The organism is Streptomyces sp. NPDC057702 (assembly GCF_042799315.1).
GTDB lineage: Bacteria > Actinomycetota > Actinomycetes > Streptomycetales > Streptomycetaceae > Streptomyces.
In genome coordinates, this window is the sequence record NZ_JBHVJC010000008.1 from 93,965 (window position 1) to 107,373 (window position 13,409).

2 protein-coding genes are annotated in these 13,409 nt (G+C 74.9%); both read right to left on the reverse strand.

Features of this window, described 5'->3' with window-relative positions; all coding sequences use genetic code 11:
- Positions 1-37: 37 nt before the first annotated feature.
- Entirely contained in the window at positions 38-7,447 is a 7,410-nt protein-coding gene (locus tag ACFVFR_RS08080; RefSeq protein WP_383698853.1) for a type I polyketide synthase, read from the reverse strand.
- 80 nt (positions 7,448-7,527) lie between these two features.
- Positions 7,528-13,392 carry a type I polyketide synthase gene (locus ACFVFR_RS08085; RefSeq protein ID WP_383698854.1) on the reverse strand — a complete coding sequence of 1,955 codons (5,865 nt, stop codon included), beginning with the start codon at positions 13,390-13,392 and terminating at the stop codon, positions 7,528-7,530.
- Between the last annotated feature and the right edge of the window lie 17 nt (positions 13,393-13,409).

Here is a 13,409-nt window from a genome sequence, read left to right on the forward strand (position 1 = left end):
CGGGAAGACGCGGGGGCGCGGCCGGGTCGTGGCGGGGTCAGGACGCCCCGCCGAGGTGGTCGCTGACGGCCCGCAGTGTGGTCTCGGCGTGGTCGCCGAGCACGGTGAAGTGGTCGCCCGGCACCCGCAGGGCGGTGTGCGCGGCCGGCCAGGTCGGCTGCCAGTCGGCGGCGGGGAAGCCGGGCAGCGGGTCGGTGGCCCGGACCTGGAGTACGGGGGTGGCCAGGGGGCGCGGACGCCAGTCGGCGAACAGGTGGCCGTAGCCGCCCATCGCCGTGAGGCAGACGTCGTCGAGCGCCATGCCGGCCGGGGCGGGCCCGTCCCCGCTCGCCGCGAGGCCGGTGCCGAGCACCGCCTGGATGCGGGGGAGCACCGGGCTGTCGGGCGGGTAGCTGTCCAGCAGCACCAGGCCGAGCGGCGGGGTGCCCAGCCGTTCCAGGCGTTCGGCCACGGCATGCGCGACCCAGCCGCCCGCGGAGTGCCCCAGCAGGGCGAACGGGGCGTCACCCGCAAGGCGCGCGACGTCCGCCGCGTGCAGGTCCACCAGCGCGTCCAGGTCGGCGGGGAGAGCCTCCCCCTCGACGAAGCCCGGCGCCGGCACCGCCCACAGGTCCCGCTCGCCCCGGGCGGCCGAGGCCAGCCGGGCGTACTGGTGGGCGCCCGACCTGCCGGCGAAGGACGGGAAGCAGACCAGCCGTGGCAGGGCCGGCCCGCGCGCGAGCCGCACCGGCGCGGCGTGCCGGGTCAGCTCGGACGGCGCGGCGAAGGTCTCCCGGAACCGGGCCGCCTCGCGCAGGAAGACGTCGAACTCCGCGAAGTGCCCCGCCCGGGCGGCGCGGACGGCCAGCGAGCCCAGCAGACCCACCGACTCGGACCCCGGGGCGGACACCCGCGCGACGGACGGGGCCTGCCCGACGGGGTCGGGGCGTGTGGTGGCCGCGCGGGGCGTGACGGGCGGTTCCCCGAGGGCGTGGGGCGCGACGACGTCGGGACCCGGGGTGGCTGGGCCGGTCCCGGCCACCCGCGCCGCGGCGATCGGCTCCTCGGGCGGCGGCTCCTCGGCCCGGGGCGCGCCGGGCTCCGGCGCGCCGCCCGCCGCCGGCTCGGGGGCCGCCGTGGGGGCCAGCGCTTCCCAGCCGGCGAGCAGGTGTGCCGCCAGGTCGTCCAGGGTGGGGTGTTCGAAGACGGCGGTGCTCGACAAGGCCACCCCCGTCGTCCGGCGCAGACCGTCCCGCAGTTCGGTGGCGGCGAGCGAGTCGATGCCCAGCTCCGGCAGGCCGAGCGCGGCCTCGACCTCGTCGGTCGCCTCGTGCCCGAGCACGGCCGCCACCTGGGCGGCCACCAGCGCCCGCAGCCGCGCCCGACGCCCGGCCCCGTCCAGGCCCGCCAGCCGCGCCCCCAGCACGGCCGGCCCGTCGTCAGCCGCCTCGCTATCCGCCGGCGCGGCCACCGCCGCGCCGGCCGCGCCGGCGAGTGCGCCAGCCGGGGCCTTGGGGCCGGCCGGCCAGAACCGCCGCCGCTGGAACGCGTACGTCGGCAGCTCGACCCGGCGCGTGCCCGCACCACCCAGCACCGCGTCCCAGTCCACCGGCGTCCCGTGGGCGTACGCGTGGGCGAGCGCCGCCAGGGCGCTCTCCGGTTCCGGCCGCCCACGCCGCAGCAGCGGCACCGCCGCCATGGACCCGCCCCGCTCCACCGGCACGTCGCGGACCAGCGCCGACAGCACCCCGCCCGGGCCCAGTTCGAGCACGGTGGTGATCCCGTCGGCGGCCAGCTGCCGGGCCCCGTCGTGGAACCGCACCGCCGCGCGCACATGCCGCACCCAGTACTCCGGCGTGCTCAGCTCCTGGGCGCCGGCCAGCGCGCCGCTCACGTTGGACAGCACCGGCAGACGCGGCGTGCGGTACGCCAACGCGGCGGCGACCTCGCCGAACTCCGCCAACACACCGTCCGTCAGCGGCGAGTGGAAGGCCCTGGCCACCCGCAGCTCCTTGGTCCGGCGCCCCTGGTCGGCGAAGACGGCGGCGATCCGGGCGACCGCCTCGGCGACCCCGGAGACCACGACGCTCCGAGGCCCGTTGACGGCCGCGACCGAAACCCGCTCCGCGTCCCGGGCCACCAGCGGCAGCACCTCGTCCTCGGTCGCCTCGACAGCCGTCATCGCACCACCCTCGGGCGTCGCCTGGAGCAGTCGGGCCCGGGCCGCCACCAGGCGGCAGGCGTCGTCGGCCGACCACACCCCGGCCACGTGCGCGGCGGCCAACTCCCCGACGGAGTGCCCACCGACACAGTCCGGCGCGACGCCGAAGGACTCCAACAGCCGGTACGCGGCGACCCCCACCGCGAACAGCCCCGGCTGGGTGTACGTCGTCTCGTCCAACAGCCGGGCGTTCGCGGTGCCCTCCGCCGCGAACAGCACCGACAACAGGCCGGGCCGGCCCGGATCGTCCGCGTGCTCGTCCAGCAGCCCGCACATCTCCTCCAGCGCCCGCGCGAAGACCGGGAACGCCTCGTACAACCCGCGTCCCATCCCGGGCCGCTGGCTGCCCTGACCGGGGAAGAGGAACGCCGTCCGGCCGCCGGTGACCGCGCCCCGCACCACCCCCGGCGCGCTCGCGCCCGCCGCCAGCGCGTCGAGCCCCGCGAGGAGACCGTCGCGCCCGCCGTCGGCGCCCTGGCCGCCGGCGAGGACCACCGCGCGGTGCGAGAGCCCGGCCCGCGAGGCGGCCAACGCGCGAGCGACGTCCACCGGGTCCAGCTCGGGCCGCTCGGCCAGGTGCTCCCGCAGCCGCGCGGCCTGCGCGCGCAACCCCCGCTCACCACGGGCGGACAGCGGCCACACCACCACCGGCGGAGCGGCGACGGCCGAACCGGCGCCCGCGTCCCCCGCACCCCGTGACCCTTCCGCGCCCGGGGCACCCACCGGACGCGGGCCCGCCGAGCCCGGCTCCGGCCTGACCGGCCGCGCCACGGGCTCGGGCGGCGCCTGCTCGATGAGCACGTGCGCGTTGGTGCCGCTGATACCGAAGGCGGACACCCCGGCGCGGCGCGGCCGACCGGTGTCCGGCCAGGTCACCGGTTCGGCGAGCAGGGCCACCCGCTCGGCGTCCCATTCCACGTGCGGGGTGGGTTCGCCCAGGTGCAGGGTCCGTGGCAGCACCCCGTGTTCCATCGCCTTCACCATCTTGATCAGCCCGGCGACCCCGGCCGCCGCCGCCGTGTGCCCGATGTTGGACTTCACCGAGCCCAGCCACAGCGGCTGACCGGCGGGCCGGTCCCTGCCGTACGTGTCGAGCAGGGCCTGCGCCTCGATCGGGTCGCCCAGCGGCGTGCCCGTGCCGTGCGCCTCGACCGCGTCCACCTCCGTCGGGGCCAGGTGGGCGTTGGCGAGCGCCTGGCGGATGACCCGCTGCTGGGAGGGGCCGTTGGGCGCGGACAGGCCGTTGCTCGCACCGTCCTGGTTGGTGGCGCTGCCCCGCACCGTGGCCAGCACCGGATGGCCGTTGCGCCGCGCGTCGGACAGCCGCTCCAACAGCAGCAGTCCGACGCCCTCGCCCCAGGACGTGCCGTCGGCGGCGCTGGAGAACGCCTTGCACCGCCCGTCCGGCGCGAGCCCGCGCTGCCGGCTGAAACTGACGAACGCCTGCGGCGTGGACAGCACGGTCACGCCACCGGCCAGGGCCAGCTCGCTCTCGCCCGACCGCAGCGACTGGCACGCCAGATGCAGTGCGACCAGCGACGACGAGCACGCCGTGTCCACGGTGACGGCCGGCCCCTCCAGCCCGAAGGCGTACGCCAGCCGGCCGGACAGCACGCTGGCGGCGTTGCCGGTCATCAGATAGCCCTCGATCTCGTCCGAGGCGCCGAGCAGCAGGTGCGGGTAGTCCTGGCCGCTGGAGCCCGCGAAGACACCGGTACGGCTGCCCCGCGTGCCCGTCGGGTCGATGCCCGCCCGCTCGAACGCCTCCCACGCCGTCTCCAGCAGCAACCGCTGCTGCGGGTCCATGGCCAGCGCCTCGCGCGGCCCGATCCCGAAGAACGCCGCGTCGAACGCGGAGGCGTCGGCGAGGAACCCGCCCTCCCGGGTGTACGTACGGCCACCGCGCGCCGGATCGGCGTCGTAGATCCCGTCCACGTCCCACCCCCGGTCCCCGGGAAAGACCGAGATGGCGTCCGTACCGTCGGCGACCAGCCGCCACAGGTCCTCCGGGCTGCCCACGCCGCCAGGGAAGCGGCAGGCCATCGACACGATCGCGATCGGATCGTCGTCGACCCCGGACACCGCCCGAGCCACCGGCACCGGCACCGGCGCCCGCCCCTCGGAACCCGTCAACGCGTCTCGCAACCGGAGGCTGAGCGCCTCCGGCGTCGGATGGTCGAAGACCACGGTGGCCGGCAGCCGCACACCGGCCGCCGCGTTCAGGCGATTGCGCAGCTCGACGGCGGTGAGCGAGACGAAGCCCAGCTCGCTGAACGACCGCCCCGCCTCCAACGGCTCGTCCAGCCCGAGGACCACGACGGCGTGCGTACGCACCAGGTCCAGCAACAGCCGTTCCCGTTCGCCCTCGGACCGGTCAGCCAACTCCCGCCGCAACTCCGCCCCCGGCGCGTCAGTCTCCACCGCGTCGTCACCCTGTGCGACCAACGGCGAGACGTCCACCGCTCGCGCGTCCACCCAGTAGCGCCGCCGCTGGAAGGGGTAGGTGGGAAGGTCGAGGCGTGGCGGGTTCGCGGGGAGCAGGGTGTCCCAGTTGATGGGTGTGTTGTGGGTGTGGAGGTGGGCGGCGTGGGTGAGGAGTTGGGTCCAGGTGCCGTGGTCGCGTCGGAGGGTTCCGGTGATGGTGGCGGGTTCGGTGGGTTCGGCGCTGGTGGCGGTTTGTTCGGTGATGTTGTGGAGTGCGGTGGTGAGGATGGGGTGGGGGCTGATTTCGATGAAGGTGGTGTGTGTGTTGTCCAGTGCGGTGGTGGTGGCGTGGGTGAGGAGGACGGGTTGGCGCAGGTTGGTGTACCAGTAGTGGGCGGTGAGTTGGGTGGTGTCGAGGGATTGGCCGGTGGTGGTGGAGTAGAAGGGGATGTCGCTCGGGGTGGGCTTGAGGTCTCCTAGCGCGGCGGCGAGGTGTTCGCTGATGGCTTCGACGTGGGGGCTGTGGGAGGCGTAGTCCACGTTGATACGGCGGGCGCGGATCTCCCGCTCCTCGCAGTGGGTGAGGAGTGTTTCGATGGCTTGGGTGTCGCCGGCGATGACGGTGTTATGAGGTCCGTTGTGCGCGGCGATGTGAAGCTGCTCGCCCCAGGCTCCCGGGAGTTGTTGGGCGGCTTCAGGCGTGAGAGACAGTGAGGCCATGGCGCCGTGCCCGGTGAGGGTGGTGTGGATGGCCTGACTGCGCAGGGCGGTGACCCGAGCCCCTTCGTTGAGGGTGAGGGCGCCGGCGATGACGGCTGCGGGGATTTCGCCTTGGGAGTGTCCGATGACGGCGGTGGGTTGGACACCCAGTGACTGCCACACCTTGGCCAGGGAGATCATGATGGCGAAGAGTGCGGGTTGGACGATGTCGACGCGTTCGATGGGTTGGCCGCTGGTGAGTACGTCGGTCAACGACCAGTCGACGTAGGGGGTGAGGGCGTTCTCGCACTCGGTTATTGACTGTTGGAAGACGGTTGAGGTGGCGAGGAGTTCGGTGGCCATGCCGGTCCATTGGGAGCCTTGGCCGGGGAAGACGAAGACAGGCTTGGCGTGGTCGGTGTTGCCGGTGATGACGTTGGGGTGTTCGTCACCCTTGGCCAGGGCCCGCAGCGCGTCCAGTAGGTGGTCACGGTCGTGGGCCAGCAGCACGGCACGGTGTTCGAGAGTGGCTCGTGCTGTCAGCAGGGTGTGGGCGATGGCGTGCGGGGTGGCGTCGGGGTGCTCTTCGATGTATGTGGCGAGTCGCGCGGCCTGGGCGCGGAGGGCGCGGCGGCCACGCGCGGAGAGGACGACGGGTACGACGCCCGTCTCCACCGGCGCGCCGTAGTCGTCGCCGGTCGTCGCGGACGCGTCGGCGGGCTCCGGGGTCGGCTCCGGGGCTTGTTCCAGGATGACGTGGGCGTTGGTGCCGCTGGCGCCGAAGGAGGAGACGCCGGCTCGGCGGGGGTGTTCGGTGTGGGGCCATGTGCGTTGTTCGGTCAGGAGGCGTACGGCGCCGGAGTCCCAGTCGACGTGCGGCGTGGGCTCGTCCACGTGCAGGGTCTTGGGCAGCACGCCGTGGCGTAGCGCGAGGATCATCTTGATGACCCCGGCGACGCCGGCGGCGGCCTGGGTGTGACCGATGTTCGACTTGACGGAACCCAGCCACAACGGCCGGTCAGCGGGCCGGTCCTGACCGTAGGTGGCCAGGAGTGCCTGGGCTTCGATGGGGTCGCCCAGGGTGGTGCCGGTGCCGTGGGCCTCCACCGCGTCGATGTCGTCGGTGCTGAGCCTGGCGTTGCTGAGGGCCTGCCAGATGACGCGCTGCTGTGCCGGGCCGTTGGGCGCGGTGAGCCCGTTGGAGGCGCCGTCCTGGTTGACGGCCGAGCCGCGCACCACGGCCAACACGTGGTGTCCGTTGTGTTGTGCGTCGGTGAGGCGTTCGAGGAGGAGTACGCCGACGCCCTCGCCCCAGCCGGTGCCGTTGGCGGTGGCGGCGAAGGCTTTGCAGCGGCCGTCGGGGGAGAGGCCGCGTTGTCGGCTGAATTCGATGAACATGCCGGGTGCGGCCATGATGGCGGCTCCGCCGGCCAGGGCCAGGGTGCTTTCGCCGCGTCGCAGTGACTGGGCGGCGAGGTGGAGGGCGACCAGGGAGGAGGAGCAGGCGGTGTCCACCGTGATGGCCGGGCCCTCCAACCCGAACACGTACGACAGCCGCCCGGAGATGACACTGGCCGCGCCGCCCGACAGCAGGTAGCCCTCCAGGTTCTCGGTGGCCCGCTGGACGAGTGAGGCGTAGTCCTGCTGGCCGGTGCCCATGAACACGCCGGTCTTGCTGCCGCGCAGCGTGACCGGGTCGATGCCGGCCCGCTCGAACGTCTCCCAGGTGGTCTCCAGCAGGAGTCGCTGCTGCGGGTCCATGGACAGCGCCTCGCGCGGACCGATACCGAAGAAGCCCGCGTCGAAGTGGCCCGCGTCGTCGATGAAGCAACCCTCGCGCCCGTACGTCGTGCCGGGCTGGTCCGGATCGGGGTCGTACAGCCCCTCCACGTCCCAGCCCCGGTCGGTGGGGAAGGGGGTCGCGGTGTCCCGGCCCTCCGCGAGGAGGCGCCACAGCTTCTCCGTGGTGTCGGCGCCGCCGGGGTAGCGGCAGGCCATGCCCACGACGGCGATCGGCTCGCCCTCGACGGACTCCAGTTCCTGGACGCGGCGGCGCGTCTCCTGGAGGTCGGTCGACACCCGCTTGAGGAAGTAGCGGAGCTTTTCCTCGGTCTCGCTCGCCACGGCGGCGCCACCCTTTCGGAAAGGTCGGGAGGGACAGGAGAAGGCGTGGGATTCGGTGGGTTGAGGCGGCTTCGGGCCGGTCAGGAGATCCCGAGTTCGTTGGTGATGAAGTCGAAGACCTCGTCGTCGGCCGCGTCGTCCGCGAGCCCACCGCCCGTGGTGGCGGCGTCGTCGGGGGCCGGTCGGTCGCTGTCCCAGCGGGCCAGGACGGCGCGCAGTCGGGTGGCGATCCGTGGATGGTCCGGGTGGTCGGGCGTGATGGTGGCCAGCGCGGCCTCGAACCGGTCGAGTTCGGCCAGTACCGGCTCGGTGTCGGCCGCCCCCTCCCGGGGGAGCGCGCCGTCCAGGTAGCGGGCCAGCGAGCGGGACGTGGGGTGGTCGAAGACCAGCGTGGCCGGGAGGCGCAGCCCGGTGCGGGTGGCGATCCGGTTGCGTAGTTCCACGGCGGTCAGCGAGTCGAACCCGAGGTCGTTGAAGGCCCGTTCGCCCGGTACCGCGGTCGCGTCCGGGTGGCCGAGCACGGCGGCCACCGTGCCGCGCACCAGGTCGAGCAGGACGCGTTCGCGCTCCTCGTCGGCCACCGTGGCCAGTCGCTCGTGCCACTCGGCGGTGGCCGACACGCCGTCGGTCGCGGCACCCGGTGTGGTGGGGGAGCCCGTCAGGGTGCGTAGCAGCGGTGGCACGGCGTCGGCCGCGCCGCGCAGCGCGGCGAGGTTCAGCCGGACCGGGAGGAGCGTCGGCTCGTCCCCGGCCAGCGCGGTGTCGAAGAGGGCGAGCCCGTCGGAGGGCGCGAGCGAGAGGACGCCGGAGCGGCGCATGCGGCGCTGGGCCGCCTCGTCCAGCGCGCCCGCCATACCCGCCCGCTGCTCCCACGGCCCCCAGGCCAGCGAGAGGGCACGCAGACCGTGGGCGGCACGGTGCTGGGCCAGGGCGTCCAGGAAGGAGTTCGCGGCGGTGTAGTTGCCCTGCCCGGCACCGCCGAGGGTGGCAGCCGCCGAGGAGAACAGGACGAACGCGTCCAGCTCCAGGTCCCGGGTGAGGTCGTGCAGCCACCAGGCCGCGTCGGCCTTCGGCCGCAGCACGGCGTCGAAGCGCTCGCCCGTGAGCGCCGCCAGGGCCCCGTCGTCCACGACCCCGGCCGCGTGGATGACCGCGGTCAGCGGACGCTCCGCCGGGATCGCGGCCAACACGTCGGCCAGCGCCGCGCGGTCCGAGGCGTCACAACCGGCCACCGTCACCCGCGCCCCGGCGGCGGTGAGCTCGGCCGTCAGGTGCTCGGCCCCGGGGGCTTGTGGGCCACGCCGGGTGAGCAGCAGCAGATGCCGTACGCCGTGCTCGGCGACCAGGTGGCGGGCGAGCAGCGAGCCGAGGGCGCCCGTGCCGCCGGTGACGAGGACCGTCCCGGCGCGGTCTCCCAGGCGTGGCGGCCCGGACGCGGGGTCCGCGACGGCGGCCCGCACCCGGACCAGCCGTGGTGCCAGCGGGCCGGCGGGCCGCGCGGCGAGCTGGGGCTCGTCGGAGGCGGCGGCCAGGCGCAGCGCGGGGCGGACGGCCGCGCCCGCGCCGAGGTCGAGCAGGACGAAGCGGCCCGGATGCTCGGCCTGGGCCGCCCGCACCAGGCCCCACACGGGCGCCTGGGTCAGGTTGGGCACGTCCTCGCCCCGCCCGGTGGCCACCGCGTCGCGCGTGAGGACGACCAGTCGGGAGTCGGCGAAGAGCGTGTCCCGCACCCAGGCGACGAGCGCGCCACGGACCCACTCCACCGCCTCCCTGGCCGCCCCGGGAACGCCGGGCTCGGGAGCGGCCCTGCCGGGGGTGGCCGGGGTGAACGGGGTTACGTCCACCACGTCCGCGCTGGGTGTGCCGGCGTCGGCCGGGGCCGCCGCGGGGGTGTCCACGGCGAGGGTGCCTTCCGCGTGGGGGCCGGTGTCGGCGGCGGTGGGCGGGCAGGTCAGGAGGACGGTCGTCGGCAGCGGTCGGCCCTCGGCCACGGCCTCCGCGAGGGCGGCCAGGCTGGGATAGCGATCGAGCGGGGTGCCGGCCTCCTCGGACACCGCGTCCACCAGCGGGTCGTAGGGTCCGACCCGCGCCCAGTCCGACGCACTCGCCCCGTCCGCGACGTCCGGCCCGGCACCGTCCGCCCCGGTGGCGGTCCACTCGACGCGGAACAACGCGTCCCCGGCGGGGGTGCCGGCCGCGGCCCGCAACTGTGCCAGGGACACCGGGCGCGCCCGCAGCGCCGCCACCGCCACGACGAGCGCGCCGCCCTCGTCGGTCACCAGCAGTGACATCGCGTCCGGCCCGACGGGGGTCAGGCGTACGCGCAGCCGGGCGGCACCGGTGCGCGCGCGTTGTACACCGTTCCAGGCGAAGGGCAGGAGCACCTGGTCGCCGGTGTTGCCCACCAGACCCGCGTGCAGCGCGGCGTCCAACAGGGCGGGGTGTACGCCGTAGTGGGCGGCCTCCGCCCGGTGCGCCTCGGGCAGCTCCACCTCGCCGTAGACGGTCTCGCCCGCGTGCCACACGGCCCGCAGGCCCCGGAAGGAGGGCCCGTAGCTGAACCCGTCCAGGGCCACCGTCCGGTAGAAGTCGGCGATGTCCACGGGCACGGCGCCCGGCGGCGGCCAGGCCCCGTCGAGCCCGGCGGAGTCGGCCGTGGCCCGGGTCGCGCTCGCGGCGGCCAGCAAGCCACTCGCGTGCCGGGTCCAGGGCCCACTGTCGTCGCCGTCCGGACGGGAGAACACGGCCAGCGACCGTCGACCGTCCCCGTCGGGCGCGCCCACACTGAGCTGCACCCGCACCGCGCCGTCCGCCGGCAGGATCAGCGGACTCTCCTGGTCCAGCTCGTCGACGCCCGGGCAACCCGTCAACTGTCCCGCGTACAGAGCCAGTTCGAGGTAGGCGGTGCCCGGCACGACGACCGTGTCCAGGACGACGTGGTCGGCCAGCCACGGATGCGTACGGACCGACAGCCGGCCGGTCAGTAGCAGGCCGTCACCGTCGGCCGGAGCCAGCGCGGCGGCCAGCAGCGGATGCCCGGCGGCGTCCAGACCCAGGTCGGCGGGTTCGGCGGCGGTCGAGTGCGGGGGCAGCCAGTAGCGCTCGCCCTGGAAGGGGTAGGTGGGCAGCTCCACCCGTACCGCCGGCTCGACACGCGCGGCGACGTCGCCGAGGCAGGCCCGCCAGTCGCACCCGAGTCCGCGCACGTGCAGCGTGGCCAGGGCGGACAGCGCCGTCGCCGACTCCGGCCGGCCGGCGCGCAGCAGCGACACCGCGGCGACCTCGTCGGCGCTCGCGTCCAGCGCGTCCAGGGCGCTGTCGCGGGCCATCGCGCACAGCACGCTGTCGGGCCCGAGCTCCAGGAAGGTGCGCACACCCTGCCCGGTGAGGTGGCGGACGCCGTCGTGGAAGCGCACGGCGGCCCGGGCGTGGCGCGCCCAGTAGTCGGCCGAGCGGATCTGCTCCGCGGTGACCGGTACCCCGGTCACGTTGGAGATCAGCGGCACGGTCGGCTCGTGTGCCGTCAGCGTCGACATCACCGCGCGGAACGCGGCCACCATGCCGTCCATGTGCGGCGAGTGGAAGGCGTGGCTGACACTCAGCTCCTTGGTGCGCCGGCCCCGCTCGCGCAGCGCGTCAGCGACCTGCCGCACCCCGCTCGCGTCACCCGACACGACCACCGAGGTCGGACCGTTGACCGCGGCGATGCCCGCCGTCCCGTCGCCCTCCGCGAGGAGGGTCGCCACCTCCTCCTCGGTGGCCTCCACGGCCACCATCAGCCCGCCGGACGGCAGCTCCTGCATCAGACGACCCCGCGCCGCCACCGCCGTCACCGCGTCCTCCAGCGAGAACACCCCGGCCACGTGCGCGGCGGCCAGCTCGCCCACCGAGTGGCCGAGCAGGAAGTCCGGGCGCACCCCCCAGGACTCCACCAGCCGAAACAGGGCCACCTCCAGGGCGAACAGCGCGCACTGCGCCCAGGCCGTCTGCCGCAGCAGTCGTGTCTGCTCCGGATAGGCGGCCGAGCCCTCGTCGGCCAACAGGGCCTCGCGCAGCGGCAGCCCGGTCCGCTCGGTCAGCAGGGCGCAGACCCCGTCCAACGCCTCGGCGAAGACCGGAAAGGAGTGGTACAACTCCCGTCCGGCGCCCGCTCGTTGGGAACCCTGCCCGGTGAACAGGAACGCGAGGCCGCCACCGCGTGTCGCCTCGCCCAGCACGGTGTGCGCGGCGGCGTCCCCCCGGGCCAGCGCGTCGAGCCCGGCGAGCAACTCCGTACGCCCGGTGCCCACGACGACGGCCCGCTGGGCGAGGTCGGCCCGGGTGGTGGCCAGCGACCAGGCCACCTCGGCCGGCTCCCAGTCCGGACGCGCGGCGACGGCCTCCCGCACCCGACGGGCCTGTGCGCGCAGCGCCTCGGCGCTGGCGGCGGACAGCGGCCAGGGGGTGACGGCCGTCGCGGGGTCCGCGAGTGCCGCGCGCCGTGTGACACCGGCACCGGTGACGGCCGGACCGGTGGCCGGCTCGCCCGCGTCCCCGTCGGCCGGGTCCCCCGCTTCGAGGATGACGTGGGCGTTGGTGCCGCTGATGCCGAAGGAGGAGACGCCGGCCCGGCGGGGCCGGTCGGTCGTCGGCCACGGCCGCGCCTCGGTGAGCAGCTCCACCGCGCCCCGCGACCAGTCCACCCGCGCGGCCGGGGTGTCCACGTGCAGGGTGCGCGGCAGCACACCGTGCCGCATCGCCAGCACGGTCTTGATGATCCCCGCGACCCCGGCGGCCAACTGGGTGTGCCCGATGTTGGACTTCACCGACCCCAGCCACAGGGGGTGGTCGGTGGGTCGGTTGTGGCCGTAGGTGGCGAGGAGTGCTTGGGCTTCGATGGGGTCGCCGAGGCGGGTGCCGGTGCCGTGGGCTTCGACGGCGTCCACCTCGTCGGGGCTCAGGCGTGCGTCGGCTAGCGCCTGGCGGATGACCCGCTGCTGCGCCGGACCACTGGGCGCGGTGAGCCCGTTGGACGCGCCGTCCTGGTTGACGGCACTGCCCCGCAGCACGGCGAGCACCCGGTGGCCCGCGCGACGGGCCTCCGCGAGCCGCATGACCAACAGCAGCCCGACCCCCTCGCCCCAGGACGTGCCGTCGGCCGCACTGGCGAACGCCTTGCAACGGCCGTCCGGCGCCAGCCCGCGCTGCCGGCTGAACTCCACGAACATGTGCGGCGCCGCCATCACCGCGGCCCCACCCACCAGCGCCGCCGTGCACTCGCCCGCCCGCAGCGCCTGGGCCGCCAGATGCAGCGTCACCAGCGACGAGGAGCACGCGGTGTCCACGGTCATCGCGGGACCCTCGAGACCGAAGGCGTAGGCCAGCCGCCCGGAGGCGACACTGACCGTCGTCCCCGTCAGCAGATAGCCCTCCGCACCCTCCGAAGCGGCCTGCGAGCCGGCCCCGTACCCCAGCGGGGACGCCCCGACGAACACCCCCGTGCGGCTGCCGCGCACCGACGCGGGGTCGATGCCGGACCGCTCGAAGACCTCCCACGCGGTCTCCAGGAGCAGCCGTTGCTGCGGGTCCATCGCCAGCGCCTCGCGCGGGCTGATCCCGAAGAACGCGGCGTCGAAGCGCTCCGCGTCCCGCAGGAACGCCCCGTGCCGCACGTAGCTGTGGCCCGGCCGGTCCGGGTCCGGGTCGTACAACTCCTCGACGTCCCAGCCGCGCTCGGCCGGGAACTCGCTCACGGCGTCCCGGCCCTCGCTCAGCAACTGCCAGAAGTCCTCGGGCGAGCGCACGCCGCCGGGGAAGCGGCAGGCCATGCCGACGATCGCGATCGGCTCGTGCCGCGCCTCGGTCAGCTCGCGGTTGCGCAGTTCGAGGCGCTTGTTCTCCTTCACCGAGTGCCGCAGCGCCTCCAGGACGCGTTCGTGTGAAGCGGGTGTCTGTGGTGCGGTCATCGTCTTCTCCACCGTCC

Excerpts from the sequence above, each read along its gene's own strand:
- ACFVFR_RS08085 (WP_383698854.1), bottom strand. The coding sequence starts at position 13,392 with ATGACCGCACCACAGACACCCGCTTCACACGAACGCGTCCTGGAGGCG.